The 17,747-nt window shown below is 45.5% G+C and carries 18 protein-coding genes; 13 read left to right on the forward strand and 5 right to left on the reverse strand.

What is annotated here, in order from left to right; translation table 11 throughout:
- Positions 1-63: 63 nt before the first annotated feature.
- Positions 64-2,544 carry an EAL domain-containing protein gene (locus AB4512_RS10230; RefSeq protein WP_372174869.1) on the forward strand — a complete coding sequence of 827 codons (2,481 nt, stop codon included), beginning with the start codon at positions 64-66 and terminating at the stop codon, positions 2,542-2,544.
- A gap of 145 nt (positions 2,545-2,689) precedes the next feature.
- Here the strand turns inward: AB4512_RS10230 and AB4512_RS10235 are convergent, their stop codons facing one another.
- Both AB4512_RS10235 and AB4512_RS10240 read right to left on the reverse strand, forming a co-directional pair.
- The gene (locus AB4512_RS10235) at positions 2,690-3,286 is read right to left on the reverse strand and encodes a tRNA-uridine aminocarboxypropyltransferase (RefSeq protein WP_017061019.1); all 597 of its coding nucleotides are present in this window, start codon (positions 3,284-3,286) and stop codon (positions 2,690-2,692) included.
- Between the two features lie 2 nt (positions 3,287-3,288).
- Entirely contained in the window at positions 3,289-4,833 is a 1,545-nt protein-coding gene (locus AB4512_RS10240) for a COG3650 family protein (protein ID WP_372174870.1), read from the reverse strand.
- A 39-nt stretch (positions 4,834-4,872) separates the two neighbouring features.
- Between AB4512_RS10240 and AB4512_RS10245 the strand changes: the two genes are divergently transcribed.
- Positions 4,873-5,340 carry an EVE domain-containing protein gene (locus AB4512_RS10245; protein ID WP_017061021.1) on the forward strand — a complete coding sequence of 156 codons (468 nt, stop codon included), beginning with the start codon at positions 4,873-4,875 and terminating at the stop codon, positions 5,338-5,340.
- An 87-nt stretch (positions 5,341-5,427) separates the two neighbouring features.
- Here the strand turns inward: AB4512_RS10245 and AB4512_RS10250 are convergent, their stop codons facing one another.
- The gene (locus AB4512_RS10250; RefSeq protein WP_017061022.1) at positions 5,428-6,255 is read right to left on the reverse strand and encodes a Cof-type HAD-IIB family hydrolase; all 828 of its coding nucleotides are present in this window, start codon (positions 6,253-6,255) and stop codon (positions 5,428-5,430) included.
- Positions 6,256-6,437: 182 nt separating this feature from the next.
- Entirely contained in the window at positions 6,438-7,418 is a 981-nt protein-coding gene (locus AB4512_RS10255) for an alpha/beta fold hydrolase (RefSeq protein WP_017061023.1), read from the reverse strand.
- 81 nt (positions 7,419-7,499) lie between these two features.
- Between AB4512_RS10255 and rhtB the strand changes: the two genes are divergently transcribed.
- The 7 genes from rhtB (at position 7,500) to AB4512_RS10290 (ending at position 14,012) form a co-directional block, all read left to right on the forward strand.
- Positions 7,500-8,117, forward strand: coding sequence for a homoserine/homoserine lactone efflux protein (rhtB, locus tag AB4512_RS10260; RefSeq protein ID WP_017061024.1), 618 nt, complete (start codon positions 7,500-7,502; stop codon positions 8,115-8,117).
- Positions 8,118-8,162: 45 nt separating this feature from the next.
- A complete protein-coding gene (locus tag AB4512_RS10265) occupies positions 8,163-9,383 on the forward strand; it encodes an EAL and HDOD domain-containing protein (RefSeq protein WP_017061025.1) in 1,221 nt (406 codons plus the stop codon).
- 99 nt (positions 9,384-9,482) lie between these two features.
- Positions 9,483-9,824: a metalloregulator ArsR/SmtB family transcription factor gene (locus tag AB4512_RS10270; RefSeq protein WP_017063763.1), complete on the forward strand. Its 342-nt coding sequence runs from the start codon at positions 9,483-9,485 to the stop codon at positions 9,822-9,824.
- A gap of 173 nt (positions 9,825-9,997) precedes the next feature.
- Complete coding sequence (locus tag AB4512_RS10275; RefSeq protein ID WP_372174871.1) at positions 9,998-10,999, forward strand: ArsJ-associated glyceraldehyde-3-phosphate dehydrogenase; 1,002 nt, start codon at positions 9,998-10,000, stop codon at positions 10,997-10,999.
- A gap of 21 nt (positions 11,000-11,020) precedes the next feature.
- The gene (locus AB4512_RS10280; protein ID WP_017061028.1) at positions 11,021-11,512 is read left to right on the forward strand and encodes a cyclin-dependent kinase inhibitor 3 family protein; all 492 of its coding nucleotides are present in this window, start codon (positions 11,021-11,023) and stop codon (positions 11,510-11,512) included.
- A 96-nt stretch (positions 11,513-11,608) separates the two neighbouring features.
- Positions 11,609-12,829, forward strand: a complete 1,221-nt coding sequence (arsJ, locus tag AB4512_RS10285; protein WP_029235838.1) for an organoarsenical effux MFS transporter ArsJ — start codon at positions 11,609-11,611, stop codon at positions 12,827-12,829.
- 169 nt (positions 12,830-12,998) lie between these two features.
- A complete protein-coding gene (locus AB4512_RS10290) occupies positions 12,999-14,012 on the forward strand; it encodes an acyltransferase (RefSeq protein WP_017061031.1) in 1,014 nt (337 codons plus the stop codon).
- A gap of 60 nt (positions 14,013-14,072) precedes the next feature.
- Here AB4512_RS10290 and AB4512_RS10295 read toward each other — a convergent pair whose 3' ends face one another.
- Positions 14,073-14,402: a DUF2500 domain-containing protein gene (locus AB4512_RS10295; RefSeq protein WP_372174872.1), complete on the reverse strand. Its 330-nt coding sequence runs from the start codon at positions 14,400-14,402 to the stop codon at positions 14,073-14,075.
- Positions 14,403-14,646: 244 nt separating this feature from the next.
- Here AB4512_RS10295 and AB4512_RS10300 point away from each other — a divergent pair, with 244 nt between their 5' ends.
- The 4 genes from AB4512_RS10300 to AB4512_RS10315 all read left to right on the forward strand — a co-directional run bounded on the left by AB4512_RS10300 (position 14,647) and on the right by AB4512_RS10315 (position 17,687).
- On the forward strand, positions 14,647-15,021 hold the full coding sequence (locus tag AB4512_RS10300; protein WP_004736595.1) for a hypothetical protein: 375 nt from the start codon (positions 14,647-14,649) through the stop codon (positions 15,019-15,021).
- 927 nt (positions 15,022-15,948) lie between these two features.
- A complete protein-coding gene (locus tag AB4512_RS10305) occupies positions 15,949-16,569 on the forward strand; it encodes a lysoplasmalogenase (RefSeq protein ID WP_017061033.1) in 621 nt (206 codons plus the stop codon).
- A 90-nt stretch (positions 16,570-16,659) separates the two neighbouring features.
- On the forward strand, positions 16,660-16,896 hold the full coding sequence (locus AB4512_RS10310; RefSeq protein ID WP_017066763.1) for a YecH family metal-binding protein: 237 nt from the start codon (positions 16,660-16,662) through the stop codon (positions 16,894-16,896).
- 206 nt (positions 16,897-17,102) lie between these two features.
- Positions 17,103-17,687 (forward strand): YhgN family NAAT transporter, encoded by a 585-nt coding sequence (locus tag AB4512_RS10315; protein WP_017061035.1) that lies wholly within the window; start codon positions 17,103-17,105, stop codon positions 17,685-17,687.
- Positions 17,688-17,747 lie beyond the last annotated feature (60 nt).

Raw genomic sequence — 17,747 nt, forward strand, 5'->3', positions numbered from 1 at the left:
CCGTGCAAGCCTTATCTATAATAAGCACAATAATAAATCATTAACGTAACGATTAATGTGAATATGCAGTCGACTTCTCTCCTGATACAAGACATTGAGCAAACCCAACGTGAATTGGAAAAGATAGATTTTCATCAACATGAAAGCCTACTGATTCAGGTGTTTTCGTCTTTCGAGAAAGGTTCTGTTTTGGCTGCCTGCCAAGTGATTCAATCGACTTTTCCCAATGCCAAATTGATTGGTTGCAGTGCTAACCACTACATTAGTCAAGGTGTCATCCTGCACCAAGGTCTTTATCTGATTGTTACCCGCTTTGACGCGACGTCTTACTCTTGTGGTGTTGTCGAATATAGCGAACAACCATTGCTCGATAGCCACGCTATGTGGCAACAGCTTGAGTGCAATGATAATACTCAAAGCATCATCTGTTTCGCAGACCGCTTGCAGATAAATAACCGAGATCTATTTTCAGCGTTTGAGCAGTCGATGTATTCATTACCGATCTGTGGCGGTGCATCGACCATCACAGATAATGGGCGATGGGTGATGTTAGACGGCATTTGCTATGAGAATGCCTATGTGATGCTTGCGCTGCACAGTGTTGAGCTCGCAATCACAAAGGGTTACTTCACTGAGTGGAACCCTATTGGCCGAACTTTCCGAGTGACTGGCGCTAAAGATAACCGGTTGCTGGAATTGGATGGCATGCCTGTTCGCGAACTCTATAACCGTTACCTCGCTGATGGTCTCGAAGTGCCTTTGGAACAACTGCATAACTTTCCGTTGATGGTCGGTGAGCCGAAAGAGCAAAACATTCACTTACCGCTCAAGGTAGCGGAAAGTGGAGAGATAGAATTCAGTGGCCAGTTTCAAGTGGGCGATGAGGTCCGGTTTTGTTATGACCATCCATCATTGACCTTAGAGCAAATACGACTTGGCGTTCAACAGATCGCCTCCCATAGACCAGAACAGTTCTTTATTTACAACTGCACCTCTCGCATCGACTTTATCGATGGCAACCAAGAGGTTGAGGTTTTCCAAAGATTGGCCGACAGCTATGGCGTGTACTGCATGGGAGAACTCTATCAAGAGAATGACCAGCAGCGAATCTTGCACCATAGCCTCACTTACCTTGCGCTGAGAGAAGGCGAGGGTAAGGCGGTATTGCCATTAGAGACGCAACCCGCGACCAATATATCCCCTCTGTTTTCATTGATCCGAAATGCACTACTTGATGTCGATGACATGAACAACAGTATGGCGAGTAAGATTCAGCAGCAAGCCACCGCATTAACGGCGAGCTACCGAATTGATCACCGTACTGGCTTGCCCAATCGAAGTGTGTTGCGTGAGAAGCTGTCGAAGATGAGCAGTGACAGCCATTTGTTAGCTTTGAAGGTGACGACCTTTGGTCAGGTCAATGAGAAGTACGGCTATCGAGTGGGTGACAAGCTTCTGCATGATTTGAGTGAGTACTTTCAAAGGGCGCTATGGCAGTTCTTTGATGAGGGTTGTCAGCTTTACAGTATCGGTATTGGTGAGTGGGCGGTGGTGTTTGATAGCTGGGCGAGCCAAGAACATATTCATCAGCGATTTTCGGAATTTGCCGATCAAACCGAGCATGTAAATTTCGAGCCGACCGGTTTACCCGATATTGATTACTTGTCGGTGTCTATCTGTGCGGGTATCGCCAGCCGTCGAGATTTCCCGACTACCTCTATTGATGACTTATTGTTGAAGGCGATTGATGCGAGGCGCAGCGCTGTCAGCCAGAACAAGCACCTAGTGAGCGCCAAGGCACTCATTCAATTGGAGAAGCATCGCCAAGAGCAACTTGGTTGGCTGTCGTGCGTGAGTCGCGCGGTGCTTAATCAGAATATTGTGGCGTGCTCTCAGCCCATAGTTTCAGCACACAGTCATCAGGTAGAGAGCTACGAGTGTTTGGTTCGAATTGAAGAGGACGGTCAGTTAATTGCACCGGGTAAGTTCTTGCCAATCATTGAAGGAACCCATCTCTATACACGCCTCAGTCGTCAGATGATAACGCGCACCTTCGATTTTATGAGTCAGCGAACCGATTCGTTCTCAATTAATTTAGCGCCACAAGATTTCAGCAATGAGAAAACCATTCTTCACCTTGAACAAGCGATCAAGAAAATCAGTCACCCACAGCGTATTGGCTTGGAGGTGTTAGAAACGGAACAAATTCAGGATTACGGTCGCTTGATTGAGGTGTGTAATCACTTCCGCGATCTTGGTGTGAATATTATTGTTGATGACTTTGGTTCGGGCTATTCGAACATTGATGAGATATTGAAGCTAGAACCACAGGTGATCAAGCTTGATGGCAGTTTGATTCGCAATATTGATAAAGATAAAAAGCAGCGCAAGATCGCTCAGCAGTTGGTGAGCTTATGCCAGATTCTGAATGCTAAGACGGTGGCGGAGTTCGTTCATAATGAGCAGGTGTGCCGTATTGCTGAAGACATGGGGGTCGATTACTTGCAAGGGTATTACTTTGGTCAACCTCAGCGTTTGTTTTGATGGAGCGAGCGTTTCACGTGAAACACTGGTTGGCTCAATAACGAAAATACGATGTAACAAGGGTGAGCTTATGGCTCACCCTTTTTGTTTTTAGTGTCTGTCTCGTCCTGAAATGTGTTTTTACCTTCCCGCGCGCCTGCTTGGTCTATTTGAGGGCGTGGCCACACTTGTCGGCGTGGAACACTTTTAGATAATGCTGGTAGTAGTCATCAATGAGCTTGGCAGATTCACTTTCACCTAAAGATTTGAGTAACTCAATACCCACTTCACAAGTACACAAGTGGCCACTGTCTTGGTTGCGGCGCAAGGTGTATGAAGATTCGCTGGTAATATCGAGGTGAACTTGCGGAACGGCTTGTAACCACGAGCTCTTGTTAAGCATCTTCTTCGCTTCTTGCCATGTGCCATCCAAGATGATGAATAGCGGCTTACGGCTCTGGGCTTGGGTCATTACAGCTTGCTGGCACTCGACACTTTGATCACTTGGGAATAAAAGAAACGGTTGTCGTGTTTCATCGTCAAGCAGTGCGATGAGCTCCGCTGGTGGTGTTTTCCTTTGCCATACAATGGACTGACACTGATCAAGGGATTGCTGAAGCAGCTTCCCTGTATTGGTATCGCGTGACAGTTCATTCTCATGAGTGAGCAGTACAAGATCGATTTGGCTTGCGACACTAGGTATCAGGTGACAAATACATTGGTGAGTGAAGCTACAACCATGGCAAGCTTGTTGGTTACTCATGTTTACAACTTCACTCCACTTTGTGCGGGTGAGATACCATCAGCAAACAAAACCACGTCGCTGATATCAGCATCATCTGCAACTGGAGCGACACTTGGGTTTAGCGGGTAGCTGACACCAGAGTATGAAAGTGTGTGTTTCGCCGGTGTTGCACCGCCGCCACTGACATTGAAGATCAGATCCTGCCAGCCGTGGTTTTGCGATTTACCTAAGCGTATGTCGCCCTTAACCAGTGTCACTCGGCTATTGAAGCGCCAGTTATCTTGATGGTTTTCGAAAATTAGCAGTGTACAGCCACCAGAACCACACCAATCGAGTTGGGCGAACAGCTCTTCTTTACCGTCGCCGTTGAGGTCGTAGGTTAACCAGCGGTATTTAGTGTCGTCAGGTGAGCTGTTGTTGATCTTAAAGTATTCGCGGATCGCTTGGTCGACTTTTGGATCAAGTTGATCGCTGGAGTTCACCTGCTTTGCGGTTAGATCAACGTTAGTGGTGGTGTTTACTTGTGCTTGCGCACTCTTAGCTTCGAATAGCACCAGACCGCCATTGGCAATCGGATACACCACGTTGCCCACTTTCTCTTTTTCAGCGATTAGCTTGCCATTATCGAGTGTGAAGATGCGCTCGGAGATCAAATATTGTTGCTGGTGGCGAGTCATAACCACTTGTACCTGATTTTGGTTCAGTTGCTGCCAGAAGCCTTGTTCAACAATAGAAGGGTCTCCATTGCTGTATGAATAAGTCGTGATAGCACTGTGGTCATTGTTGAGTTCAAGGTTGATAGAGAACCCTGAGTTTTGCGTTGAGCTAGCGAAGTAGAGTCCGCTCCAATCCAATGTTGGATCTTGGTTAGAGACCGTTGCACAGCCATTATAGTTACTGTCATTGAGATTAAGCTTGGCATGCCACCCATAGATAGAATCGCTCATGCCGTCGCTACAGCTCTCTTTTGTAAGGTTGAGTTTGCCTTGCGCTGCTTTACCTTCTAATTGGTAATCACGACTGCTTGGTGTGGTGTGGCTTGATTCAATATCGAGGGTTTGTGGCTGTTCGCCCATCTTAGTATATTTCAGCTGGTCTTTATCGAAAGTTGCTGACCAGAAGGGTTCATTACCGAATACTCGTGTTGAACGCAGTGGTTGGTCGCAGCGCTCAGGGTTCTCTGCGGTTAGGATGTTCACTTGGTCAACCACGAAACGCGCTGTGAAATCTGCGTTATAACCCGTTTGGCTCGGCACGGTTAGGTGACCAATCAGCTCGCCATATAAGGCTTGGTAAGGTCTCGTTGAGAGCCCTTGTGCTTCTAACGCTAACTCTGGAGATAAGTCTAACCAGTATTGTTGTTGGCTACCGCAAGGAGTGAAGGTTCGGCTTTCATGGCCAACCACCACCTGACCACGCATGATGAAGGTTTGCGGTTGAATGCTCAGTGGCTCATCCAAGTTTGCTGGGGGCTGTTCAGGTTGTTGCGGCGTATCAGGTGCCGCAACACAGCCTTGTAGAGCGAACGCGACTAGCCATGTCACTGGGTTTTTCATTACCTTCATGTTATATCTTCCTCGGAGCAACCGTTAATTGGATTTATTATGGCATATTGGTTATTTAAAACAGAACCCGACACCTTCTCTATTCAGACTCTTAGAGTACAAAAAACCTCTTGTTGGGAGGGTGTACGCAACTATCAGGCTCGAAACATGATGCGTGATGACGTCAAGCTTGGCGATCTGGTGATGATATACCACTCATCATGTAAAAAAGTTGGCGTAGCGGGGATCGCTAAAGTAACCAGAGAAGCCTACCCAGACCACTTTCAGTTCGACCCTGAGAGTGATTACTACGATCCTAAGTCTTCACCCGATAACCCACGCTGGATCATGGTGGATGTCGAGTTTGTGCGAGTGACTGAGCGCTTGATTCCTTTGGTTACGCTTAAAGCCATGCCTGAACTCTCCGAAATGCCCTTGGTGAAACGCGGTAATCGCTTATCGATCATGCCGGTTACCGAACAAGAGTGGCAGGCAATCTTAAGCAAAGAAGTGTTAGGTTCTCGATAGCGTTAGAGAGAGCTTTTTACGTAAGGTTCAAAAAAGGCAGCCAGTTGGCTGCCTTTTTATTTATTCAGATCTGTTCAACGAGCGAGATTAGAGCAGATGCTTTTCTAGGTAGTGAGCAACGGCATCGTCTGCGTTACTGCCAATCACTTCATTGTCAGGTAGTGCTTTCATCACTTTCTCATGTGATGTACCCATGATTAGACCTTTACCCGCCATAGCCAGCATTTCAGCGTCGTTCATGCCATCACCAAAGGCAACACAGTTATCCAGAGTCAGGTTTAGTGATTTTGCAACAGCGTCTAGAGCGTGGCCTTTAGAGACTTCAGCTGCCATCACTTCCAGACACCAAGGTGTAGAGAAGGCGATGTTCAGTTTGTCGCCAAAAGCATCTCTTAGCTTTTGTTCAAACGTGACGAGATATTCGTGGTCTTGTTCTGGATGTGTGAAGAAGACTTTCGCGATGCCTTCGCTTGGTGCGTTTTCAGCTTCAAAGCGCTTGTAGCTAAAGCCAGACTCACTGTGGAATTTAGCCAACATTTCATCTTCACGGTCTAGTAACCAATCTTCATTCTGGTACATGTGAATAAAGAGGTTTGGATCTTGGCGCACAATATCAATAACTGGCTGAACGAGTTCCTGAGGTACGTTCTGGCTATACATCAGTTGATCGTTTTGGTCATGCACGCGTGCACCGTTTGAAGTGATCATGTACGCCGGAATACCTGCTATCTGACGAATACCCGCCACATCGACGTGGTGACGACCCGTAGCGAAGATGAAGGTATAACCTTGGTCGTGTAATTTCTTAAGCGTTAGCTTGGTAAAGTCGCTTAGCTGATGGTTGGGAGCCAAAAGCGTACCATCTAAATCAGAAGCAACAATTTTCACGGAATCTTTTAGTGCAGGAATACTCATTTAACCCTCATTGCAAAATGCTTAACCAATATTGACGCTAGCCAGCGCTAGAATCGTTTTAACTACAATATCTCTAGGTAGAAATTGTATGCCAAATTCATGCAAGAAAAGAGGGCAAAGCTCACTTACTTCTCTTCCTCTTTAGCGCTTATTTTCTTGGTAGGTTGCTTAGCCTATTAGCTCTAGGCGAAAAACTGATTGATCGCATCCAGTGTTTGATTGCGATATTCATCCTGCTCAAACAACACCTCATGCCTAGAACCCTCAATCAACTTAAACTGACAATCAGAGTTGGTTTTCTTCAGCTTAGAGATGAACTTTACTTGAGCACTGTTACTGACAATCTTTTCATCCCCAGCTTGAATCAATAGCAGAGGGATCTTGATTTGACGAGTTTGTTGAATTGCTTGCTTGGCGGCCATTAACCCTTGCCACACCCAACGCGTGCTTGGTCCACCCACCTGCAAAGATGGAGACTCGTCATATAAGCGGCGGAACCACTGATAGCGAACCTTACTGTGGCTCAGTAAGTTGTTTTCAAAAGGCTTCGAATAATATGCTTGCTGGCCCGGCGCGTAAGTTGGCTTGGCATAAAAAGCGGTAAGCACTTGTCCAACGATCATCGCGATAGGTTTCAGGTACCACTCGGTATTGATACCAAACATCGGAGCGCACAGAGTCACCTTATCAAACGGGTGGTCTGGATGGGTTTGTAGGTAGCGAGTGGCTATGGTGCTGCCCATTGAGTGTGCGAGCAGGTAGCGATTGGAATACTTACTGAGATCAAAACTGGCAATGACGTCAGACATGTCAGATTCATAATCATCAAACTCATGAATGTGACCAATGTCAGAGTCTGTTACCATACGTTCAGACTGGCCTTGACCTTGGTGGTCAAATGAATAAACGTCATAGCCTTGTTGATAAAAATCATAAAAGATTTCTTGGTATTTTTGGCAGCATTCGATACGGCCATTTGAAATCACAATAGCTTTGCTGTGCTTTTCTGAGGTGAGGCTGCACCAGTACAGTTTCTTTTTACCAGACGATGTTAAAAACCCCTCTTTTCTTTGCTGCCAAAGAGCGTTGATCGGGTGTTTAATCGCATGATCGAACTGAGGTTCTTGAGTGTAAGGGAAGGTGGCTTCGCTGTGGTTTTCCATGGGAAATTACCTGAACTGATGCGTGTGAGAGCTTTATTGCTACTAATGTTGTTAGATTAAAGAACTAGTAAGGAAATGCAAATGGATACTCATGTTTGGCTTGCTTATGTTGTCACAGCGATTTTGTTTAGCTTGGCTCCGGGCTCGGGTACCGTTAACTCAATCAGTAATGGGCTTAGCTATGGCACTAAAAAGTCACTCGCATCAATTGTTGGCTTACAGCTTGGTCTTGCGTTTCACATTATGCTGGTGGGCGCGGGTATCGGTGCACTCGTTGCTAAGTCTGCGTTGGCGTTCACCATCATTAAGTGGGTCGGCGTGGTGTACTTACTTTGGTTAGGTATTCAAAAGTGGCGTGATAGCTCGAGCCTAGTAGCATCTGAAGAAAGCTCTACTCTGTCGAGTGGCAAACTGCTGAGAAACGCTGTGCTTATCAACCTAACTAACCCGAAATCAATCGTGTTTTTGGTGGCTTTGTTTCCTCAGTTTATTGACCCTACACAACCTCAAGCACCTCAGTTATTAGTGCTAGGTGTGACGACAGTATTCATTGATAGCGTTGTTATGTTGGGTTACACCTCATTAGCGTCACAAATGGGACGTTTTATTCGCTCTGATCGCATAATGGGTAAGATAAATAAAATATTTGGTGGTATGTTCATGGGCTGCGGTGCTTTGCTAGCTGCCGCGAAAGCTTAGATTAAGCGACTGAGTTATAGTTAAACCAATCAGAGTTATCAAGAAATGACCGCTACATACGTTGCTCGACAACCTATCTTAAATCGCAAGAGGAATACACTCGGCTATGAGTTGTTATTTCGCGATGGAGAAAAGAATGCGTACCCAGCGCATATTGAGTCTAATCGAGCAACGTATCGTCTGATTGTTGAGAACTTCTTGTCTGTTGGTCTTAACCCTTCTATTCCATCTTCACGCTGCTTTATCAACTTCCCTTATCAAAGTTTGATTCGTCGACTGCCCTTAAGTTTGCCGAAAGATAAGGTGGTGGTAGAGATTCTGGAAACCTGTAAACCAACAGATGAATTGTTGGAAGCGGTTAAAGACCTTTACCAAGCGGGTTACATGATTGCCCTAGATGATTTTACTTCGACCCCAGAATGGGAACGTTTCCTTAAATACACGCATATCGTAAAGCTCGATATTATGCAGATGGGTTTGGATGAAGCGTGTGATTTGGTTAGGGCACATCAAGGGAAAAAGTTTAGCTTTTTGGCGGAGCGCGTTGAGACCGAACAAGAATTCCAGCAAGCCAAAGAGGCTGGCTTTAAGTTTTTCCAAGGTTACTTTTTCAATAAACCGGAAATCATCAAGAGTAAATACATTAGCCCTGAGCAAGTGATTGCTATGGAGCTGTTTCAAGAAGTGTGTAAGCCCGATGTGGACTTTCAACGGGTGGAGAGCATTGTCGCGAAAGATGTGGCGCTCTCATATAAGTTGCTGCGTTTTGTGAATACTATGTCGCCGCGCCTTGAAGTTACCATCTCTTCTTTTCGTCAGGCTTTGGTATATCTAGGTCAAGAGAAACTGAAAATGTTTGTCTCGTTAGCCGTCGCCTCTTATGTGTCCGATAAAAAGCCTAAAGAGCTGTATGGATTGTCTCTACAGCGTGCTCAGTTTTGTCAGCGTATGTCTCGCTATCAGGCATTTGAAGGGTATAGAGAACAGGCCTTTATGATTGGCTTATTCTCCTTGTTGGATGCTCTGTTGGACTTGTCGTTAGATAACTTAGTCGAGCAGTTGCCGCTGTGTAAAAGTATCAAGGTTGCTCTATTACGTAGAGAAGGGCCATATGGTACCTTGCTCGCACTTGAAGAGAGCTTTGAGCATGCCGATTGGCAACAGATTGATGAGCACTGCGCCGATTTAGGATTAAGCGTGGATCAGGTTAAAACGGAGCTTACTGAAGCGCGCCGTTGGAGCCATACCGTGACCAACAAGCTCTGATATTTCTTCGTTAAACTTTTATGACAATTGAAACGCACGCCTTGACGTGCGTTTTTTTATATCTAAGGTATGTGCATATCCATATATGAGTATGTTTTTATGCTTCCTCACCAATTTTTTAAATTACTGTCCGATGAAACGCGAGTGCGTTGCTTAATGTTGATAGTTCGCAATGAGTGCTTATCGGTTGGTGAGTTGACTCAGGCATTGCAAGAAAGTCAGCCAAAGGTTTCACGCCATCTTGCGCAGCTGCGTTCAAACGGTGTTTTGATTGATGTTCGCCAGGGGCAGTGGGTGTTTTACCGCCTGTCACAAGATTTACCAGGTTGGATGCTAAAGTTAATTGACGACCTTATTGCATCGAACTGTTTGAAAACTGAATACCAGCAAGATATTGAGCGCTTAGAGTCGATGAACTCACGCCCAGTATGTTGCGTTTAAATACATTAAAACTTAATGCCGAAATAGTTGTAGTTGCAGCTAGGCGACAAGTGAACTTATCCCTATGAGCATAGTGGCTCTATGTAATTAGGGCGGCCGGCGCTCCGGTAAGTGAACGTAGTCAACAACGCTGCGGCTTCAAATATGAAGGCAATTAACTGAGAGAACAGAAAATGACAGTCAAAGTAGGTATTAATGGTTTTGGTCGTATCGGCCGTCTAGCACTTCGCGCAGCATTCGATTGGGATGAGCTAGAATTTGTTCAAATTAACGATGTTGCTGGCGACACAACAACACTGGCCCACCTTATAGAATTTGATTCAGTTCAAGGTCGCTTTCACCACGAAGTAACTGCAGAAGGCGATGAGATGATCATTAATGGCCAGCGCATCAAGACCACACAAGAGCGCGACATCGATGCGATCGACTGGTCTGGTTGTGATGTGGTTATCGAAGCGACAGGTGTTCACCGTAAGACCTCTTTCCTAAACAAATACCTAGAGCAGGGCGTGAAACGTGTTGTGGTATCGGCGCCAGTGAAAGAAGAAGGCATCGCAAACATCGTTGTTGGTGTGAATGACAATATCTTCGACCCTGCGGTACACAAAATCGTAACGGCAGCGTCTTGTACAACGAACTGTATCGCGCCAGTGGTTAAGGTGATCAACGAGAAGCTTGGTATCGAGAACGCAGCCTTCACCACTATTCACGATTTAACTAACACGCAAACTATTCTTGATGCGCCGCACAAAGACTTACGCCGCGCACGTGCATGTGGCATGAGTCTTATCCCAACAACGACGGGCAGCGCCAAAGCGATTGTTGAGATCTTCCCTGAGCTAGAAAACCGCATCAACGGCCACGCAGTTCGTGTACCGCTAGCGAACGCTTCTCTGACAGACATCATCTTCGAAGTGAAGCAAGACACCACGGCAGAAGAAGTTAACGCGATGCTGAAAGAAGCGTCTCAGAATGAACTAAAAGGTATTCTTGGCTTTGAAGAGCGTCCACTGGTTTCTATCGATTACAAAGGCGACCAACGCTCAACAATCGTGGATGCACTATCAACGATGTTGGTCGGTAAGCGCATGGTTAAGATCTACGCTTGGTACGACAATGAGATGGGTTACGCAACACGTACCGCTGAGCTTGTTCGTACCGTTGGCCTTGCTTAATAAGAATCTGGAGAAGATATAATGATACATCCAACATGGCAACTAGACCTAGAGCAAGGTGCGCTAGTGCTTACTCCGTGCCCAGGCACAAAAGAAGCAACGCTTGATGCATCACTGGCTCAGCTAAAAGAGCAAGGCGTTGAAGCTATCGTGACAGCACTTGATGACCATGAGCTTGCAAGCAAAGACGTGGCGGCACTTGGTGAAAAAACACGTGCGTTAGGTATGCAATGGTTCCAGATCGAAATTGAAGACGACTGTGCACCGGGTGCTGGTTTTGCTGCGAAGTGGCAAGCAGCTAGCCCTGAGCTACATAACATCGTCGATAACGGCGGCAAGGTTGCAATGCATTGTATGGGCGGCTCTGGTCGCACTGGTTTGTTCGCAGCTCACCTACTGTTAGAAAAAGGCTGGGATTTGAGCAAGGTAGTTCAAGAGGTGCAGGCACTGCGTCCAGGTGCCTTCACTAAACCTATCCAGGTTGAATACATTAATGGCGTAGCGAATAGCTAATAGTCATCAGTGTTAGACAGGGAGCTTTTGGTATCTGGAGTGTTGAACTTATCATGATCCAAAAGCTCTTTTTGTTTAGATTGCAGAGATAGCGTTATGTTTTCAAATCTAAGTAAGAGCGTTCGCCAATACATGTTGGTGACTTTTAACTACTGGAACTTCACCATTACTGATGGTGCACTTCGCATGTTGGTGGTTCTGTATTTTTACGACCTTGGCTACAGTTCGTTAGAAATCGCCTCACTGTTCCTTTTCTATGAATTCTTTGGTGTGGTGACTAACCTAATCGGTGGCTGGTTAGGGGCGCGTCTTGGCCTCAATAAGACCATGAACATTGGGTTAGGCATGCAAGTCGTCGCCTTGGGTATGCTCGCGGTGCCAACGGCAATGCTGACCATTCCTTGGGTCATGGCGGCGCAAGCCTTGTCTGGTATCGCTAAAGACCTCAATAAGATGAGTGCCAAGAGCTCAATTAAGACTCTGGTTCCTGATGAACAACAAGGCGCGCTTTATAAGTGGATTGCGATTCTGACCGGATCTAAGAATGCGCTTAAAGGGGCAGGCTTCTTTATTGGTGGTTTACTGCTTTCAACGATTGGCTTCCAATACGCCGTGCTCGCGATGGCAGCCGTGTTGGCATTGGTCTTCGTTGGCAGTGTGTTGAGCTTAGAAGCGGACATGGGCAAAGCGAAAACCAAGCCTAAGTTCAAACAGATCTTCTCTAAGTCTGAATCCATCAACATCCTATCCGCAGCACGTATGTTCCTGTTTGGCGCTCGTGATGTGTGGTTTGTGATTGCTTTGCCGATTTACCTAGGCAGTGTGTTTGGTTGGGATCACTCATGGGTTGGCGGTTTCTTAGCTGCTTGGACTATCGCTTATGGCTTTGTACAGGGCATAGCGCCGAAGATTACTGGTAAAGCTCAAGGTAAGGTGCCAGATGGCCATGCCGCGCTGTTATGGGCTGGTGCGCTGGCTATAGTGACCGCTGCTATCGCTTATGCGGTACAGATTGGCTGGCAACCCGAGTTAGTTATTATCGGTGGCTTGATGGTGTTTGGTGTCATCTTTGCGGTGAACTCATCACTTCACTCATATTTGATTGTGAGTTATGCGAAAGGCGATGGCGTTTCTCTTGATGTCGGTTTCTACTACATGGCAAACGCGATGGGCCGTTTGATTGGCACGATATTGTCGGGCTTGGTATTCCAAATGGCAGGTTTGTCTGCGTGTCTGTGGGTTTCCTTCGCATTCTTGGCGATAACGACGGTGATCTCTCTGCGTTTACCGAAAGTGCCGCAAATTTCAGCGGCATAAGCTTCAGCCACATGAGCCTCATTTGTGAGAGCTCAAGTCGCAGAAGCTAGAGTCGTATGAGCTAAATTCGCGATAAGTATCTCCTTTAACACTAAGCTGACTTGGTATTTATTCCGGTCAGCTTTTTTATTGCTATAGTAGAATGATTGAATATTAATCAGGCATTTACATGAAGCAGCGAATTCTCTTTTTTGATTTAGCACGATGTGTCGCGGCCGTAGCGGTTATCGCGATTCATGTTTTGGCGCCTTATCGCAATGAGTTGGGCACTATTCCTTTCGGTGAATGGCTTACTGCCATTACGGTAAACGGTTTCAGCCGCTGGGCAGTACCTGTGTTCATTTTGATTACTGGCGCACTGATGCTCAGTGATCAGCGCCCGTTTGACGCCAAATACTACCTCAAGCGTCGTTTGGGCAAGGTACTGATACCTTTCATTGTCTGGTCGCTTTTCTATACCTATCTGTCGGGCTGGTCAGCAATGGGCTTTGATGCCGACGTCAGTTGGGACGTGTTGCTTAATAGCTACCATCATTACACCTATTACCACCTTGGTTTCTTCTATTACTTCATCCCACTCTATTTTGTGATTCCGTTCTTGCAGATCATGGTTAGAAAGTACGGTGATAGATCGGTCTATGCCTTTACGGCGGTATGGTTGTTCACAACATTGCTGTTCTTACTGAAAATCGATGGCCCTTGGAGTCACGAATTGTGGTTGTACACCGGTTACTTACCATTGGGTTACTTGCTGTATAAGATTGTGCCACTTAACAAGATGACCGTTGGCGTGAGTGTGTTACTGGGTGGGCTAGCGTTACTAACCACGGTTTACATGGTGGTTGATGCAAGCTTGGTAGCAGAAGAGTACACGGTAGGGCGCTGGCTATCTTACAAAACGTTGAATACCGTATTAGCCGCGAGCATGGTGTTCATGGTATGCCGTTACTATGGTGAAGGCCTGTCTGAGAAGAGTAACCAAGTGGTTGGCTTTATCAGTAAGCACAGCTTAGGTATTTACCTGCTGCACCCGATTTTCTTGTGGCCGATGAAAGAGTTTGGTTGGTACCAAGGACATCCGGCATGGGTTATTCCATTATGGATTGTGATCAGCGGAGCTGGCGCATTATGGATGAGCTGGTTGGTGTCTAAGTCAGAGAAAACGCGTTGGTTATTGCCTTAGCGGTGATTGCTAAGGCTTTCTGATGGATTGCTTAGGGACGACAGTTGAAGCGGCTGACGTTTAGCGCTTCAACGCAAAGTGTAAGAACTTATCGCCTTGGTAGGTTAAGGTTCCTTTGTCGCCAGGGTTAAGGGCGTGGAAATAGTGGATGCCGACTTGGAATTCTCGCTTCGGACCAACCACACCACGTTGAACGTAAATCCAGTACTCTTGATCTTCTTGGCCCGGTTCTGCGTCAGGAAGGTCGATCGATTGTTTGTCTAACACCGTGACATTCACTTTCTTCTCTGGCGCATTTTCACCTTGCGAGTGTTTTCGATAGAAACCAATAAATACCCAAGCCGCTAGAGCAGCGAGAGCAAAGACGGCAAAAAAGAGTGAATTAGGCATATAACCTCCATGTAGTCGTGATGGTTATTCTAGTCTTTCAGGCAATAGGGATATGTGTTTAAAGCCGTTATTCGTGAACTGTTGTAAGCCAAGCTGATTATTTTTCGGCAGACATCACATTTAATGGTCAGTTTGGGATAAAGCATTGTTATTTATTGTCTCTTTCTCTCGTAAATAACAGTGATTTTGTATAAGAATAGGGAAATGCTCGACTAGAATTATAGTGTGGAGTGGGAGGGCTAAGATGACCGATATTGAAAAAGTGGTGACAAGAACTCGCAATATAGAGAAATTATTGAGGCTTCAATATCATGCCGAAGGCGAAGGATTGCATGAGCTTGTAACAAGCTGTGAAGAAAGGCTACCGCACGATATGGTGAGCAAGCTGCGCTATATCGCAACGTGTCGTAATAAGGTAGTCAATGAACATGAGGCTAAGTTGGAAGACCAACATAAGTTCATCATGATGTGTAACGACTGTGAGAAGGAGCTGACTCCACGTAGTGGTCGTTTTATCTGGCGAGTTGCGATCTTACTGATGATGGCAATGACTTTAGCTGCCGCAGGTTTCTATTATGCGAACTGGGATGTGCTAACACTGCATCTGTTTTCGAAGTGAAAAAATTGAACAAAAAAAGGGACGCTCATGGCGTCCCTTTTTTTATCTGTAACTTGCTTAGTACATCATCGGTAGTGTCATTAGACCTACAACTACCGCGATCATTACAAGTCCTTGTCTTTGCGAAGATGAAATCATAACACTACTCCTAAATTTGGTTGTCTCTCGCTATGTTTTAAAGAATAGCACTACTTATGGCCTTAGATCAAGAATTACTTTCGAAAGCTTTAAAAGTAGTAGAAAACTATGAGTTTTTGGCTTGTTTGGCAGTGTTTAACTGTGTTTTATGGTGTGTTCTTAATTTGTTCGTTGTGATTTATGTTTGTTCTAATTTGATTTAACTTGTTGTTTTGTAATGGTTGTTTTGTGTAATTTATATTGTTAAAGGTTGTTAAACTGTATTAATAGAGGTTGGTGGTGGCTAGGTTGGTTTTGGTTGGTTTTTTAAGTTTTCGGCTTGGTTTTTGTGGCGATTTTTACCGGAGGCTTGAAATAACCTGACAAAACTGGGCGTTAAAAAAGAAAACTGGCTACTTTACAAGTCTAGGCTTGGTTGGCGTTTTTATTTTCCTATTAATTTTGAGTTTGTTTATTTAAGTTATTGTTATTATTTACTTTAAATGTGGTTATTTTAATTTTTTAAGTGTGGTATTTTACGGAATTAGGCCGGTTTTGGTGGGGTCGACAGGTTAGAATTGGCCAAAATTCAAGTATGGCGACTCTAATGCCAGTTTGAATGGGTTTTATGATGATTCGTTCTAGTTTTAAACGAATGGCCATTGTCATGGTGGTAATTGTTACGACTTCAATCTAAAGAGACTCTTTTTAGTGGAAGCGTAATCAAGATCCAATTTTGAGGGGCTGAGGCTTTACATCAACACTCGTGTGCCTAGACTGGCGACGATTTAAAGCAATAGGGCAAGTGGTATGTGGAGTTGGTTAGCGGTTTCCTTATCTGGTATCGGAGCAATAGCAGGAACGAAACATGGACATATCGGTCAGGCCTTATCGTATAAGGTATTTACCTTTGTATTATTAGCGACAATTGCTTTAACTCAGTCGGTTGTGGCTGACTTTACCTATTGGATAGTTGCGGGGTTGGCTATCTCTGCGATCGCAGATGTGCTTCATACTCTCACTCAAAAACGCCCTCTGCATTTTGTCTGCTTCTTATTGGCTCAACTCTGTTACAGCAAAGCTTTTTGGTTACAGCTATCAGGTGAAATGGTTTGGTGGTTGTTCGCGCTGTTATTGGCAGCTTGCGTTGTTGCTTTCTTTTTACTGCTGCCACGCTTAGACAAACTCGTTTTTCCCGTGGTCATCATGGGCATTGTGCTTATTCAGTTAGCATGGGCTTCTGGTGAGGTTTGGCTGCTGGATCCTCAGTTATCACACGCGGTCGGTTTTGCTGGCTGTAGCGTGCTGCTCCTTTCGGCCTTAGCTTATGCGCTAAACAGTTACCGCAGCCCAATCAAGGGCGCTTACTTTTGGGTAACGGGCAGTTACTTTCTCGCACACGCATTCATCGTCGCATCGATTACTATTTAGGGTAGAGCTCTCTCAAGCCTGAGCTACATCAAAACGGCGTTGCTAAAACTCGGTACTCTACGTGTAATTCATTAAACATGAGATTGAGTTATGACGACTGAAATTCACGCACACAACGTTTTAAACCTGCTTAGTGAAAAGCCACTGACTCGCGAAGAGCTAACATTAGCGCTTGCTCAAACCTATGGCGAAGAAGCTCGCTTCCATACTTGTAAGCTCAATGGTCTGGATTTAGATAGCCTGTTGAAGTTTTTCTTGAAGATGGAAAAGGTTGTCGTTGTCGATGATAAGCTTTGCACTAACCGCGAACGTGTGTGTAATCACTAATTCTTAGTGGCTTGTTTTATTCGTGAATAAAGAGTGGGTGCATGTTTCGGCTCCACTCTTTTCATTACCTTTCAATCTGCTTTCGCTAATTTGCCTTCTTATAACATCCCCTTTTAAAAGCATCAGTTAACCCGCTTATCACTGCGTTCGAAAATCAATGTTGAGGCTGCTATACTCCGCGCACTTACGCTTTTCGAGACAAACTTATGGAAATCTTATCTGCAGCAACCATGCTGTTTCTTATCATGGACCCGCTTGGCAACTTGCCAATCGTGCTCTCTATCCTTAAGCATATTGACCCGAAGCGTCGCCGTATTGTTCTGATTCGTGAGCTGATGTTCGCACTGGTTATCTTGCTGCTGTTCTTATTTGCGGGTCAAAGCATCATGAACTTCCTGCACGTGCAGCCTGAAACCTTGAGTATCTCTGGCGGTATTATTCTGTTTATTATCGCGATTAAGATGATTTTCCCAAGTGCGGGTAGTATTACTGGCCTCGCGGCGGGTGAAGAACCGTTTATTGTGCCGATGGCGATCCCAATGATTGCTGGCCCTTCAGTGATTGCGGCATTGATTCTGTTGTCGACACAGCACCCTGACAATATGTTAGAGCTTTCAGCGGCTGTGATGCTGGCTTGGGGCGCTACCTTCTTCATTCTGATGTTTAATGGCTTCTTCCTGCGAGTGCTGGGAGAGAGAGGGCTTAAAGCCATCGAACGCTTGATGGGCTTGTTGTTGGTTATGCTGTCGACGCAAATGTTCCTCGATGGTGTGAAAGGCTACATGGGCTAACATCAATATCATTGCTGAATAAAAAAACGCCGCTCAAATGAGCGGCGTTTTTGTCTCTAC

This window comes from Vibrio sp. 10N.222.52.B7 (genome assembly GCF_041474275.1).
GTDB classification, from domain to species: Bacteria; Pseudomonadota; Gammaproteobacteria; order Enterobacterales; family Vibrionaceae; genus Vibrio; species Vibrio crassostreae_C.

What these genes read in the sequence shown, in the direction of transcription:
- rhtB (WP_017061024.1), top strand. Translation starts at nt 7,500, where the DNA reads ATGGATACTCATGTTTGGCTTGCTTATGTTGTCACAGCGATTTTGTTT.
- AB4512_RS10280 (WP_017061028.1), top strand. Translation starts at nt 11,021, where the DNA reads ATGATACATCCAACATGGCAACTAGACCTAGAGCAAGGTGCGCTAGTG.
- AB4512_RS10305 (WP_017061033.1), top strand. Translation starts at nt 15,949, where the DNA reads ATGTGGAGTTGGTTAGCGGTTTCCTTATCTGGTATCGGAGCAATAGCA.
- AB4512_RS10300 (WP_004736595.1), top strand. Translation starts at nt 14,647, where the DNA reads ATGACCGATATTGAAAAAGTGGTGACAAGAACTCGCAATATAGAGAAA.
- arsJ (WP_029235838.1), top strand. Translation starts at nt 11,609, where the DNA reads ATGTTTTCAAATCTAAGTAAGAGCGTTCGCCAATACATGTTGGTGACT.
- AB4512_RS10275 (WP_372174871.1), top strand. Translation starts at nt 9,998, where the DNA reads ATGACAGTCAAAGTAGGTATTAATGGTTTTGGTCGTATCGGCCGTCTA.
- AB4512_RS10250 (WP_017061022.1), bottom strand. Translation starts at nt 6,255, where the DNA reads ATGAGTATTCCTGCACTAAAAGATTCCGTGAAAATTGTTGCTTCTGAT.
- AB4512_RS10255 (WP_017061023.1), bottom strand. Translation starts at nt 7,418, where the DNA reads ATGGAAAACCACAGCGAAGCCACCTTCCCTTACACTCAAGAACCTCAG.
- AB4512_RS10290 (WP_017061031.1), top strand. Translation starts at nt 12,999, where the DNA reads ATGAAGCAGCGAATTCTCTTTTTTGATTTAGCACGATGTGTCGCGGCC.
- AB4512_RS10310 (WP_017066763.1), top strand. Translation starts at nt 16,660, where the DNA reads ATGACGACTGAAATTCACGCACACAACGTTTTAAACCTGCTTAGTGAA.
- AB4512_RS10245 (WP_017061021.1), top strand. Translation starts at nt 4,873, where the DNA reads ATGGCATATTGGTTATTTAAAACAGAACCCGACACCTTCTCTATTCAG.
- AB4512_RS10265 (WP_017061025.1), top strand. Translation starts at nt 8,163, where the DNA reads ATGACCGCTACATACGTTGCTCGACAACCTATCTTAAATCGCAAGAGG.
- AB4512_RS10235 (WP_017061019.1), bottom strand. Translation starts at nt 3,286, where the DNA reads ATGAGTAACCAACAAGCTTGCCATGGTTGTAGCTTCACTCACCAATGT.
- AB4512_RS10230 (WP_372174869.1), top strand. Translation starts at nt 64, where the DNA reads ATGCAGTCGACTTCTCTCCTGATACAAGACATTGAGCAAACCCAACGT.
- AB4512_RS10240 (WP_372174870.1), bottom strand. Translation starts at nt 4,833, where the DNA reads ATGAAGGTAATGAAAAACCCAGTGACATGGCTAGTCGCGTTCGCTCTA.
- AB4512_RS10315 (WP_017061035.1), top strand. Translation starts at nt 17,103, where the DNA reads ATGGAAATCTTATCTGCAGCAACCATGCTGTTTCTTATCATGGACCCG.
- AB4512_RS10295 (WP_372174872.1), bottom strand. Translation starts at nt 14,402, where the DNA reads ATGCCTAATTCACTCTTTTTTGCCGTCTTTGCTCTCGCTGCTCTAGCG.
- AB4512_RS10270 (WP_017063763.1), top strand. Translation starts at nt 9,483, where the DNA reads ATGCTTCCTCACCAATTTTTTAAATTACTGTCCGATGAAACGCGAGTG.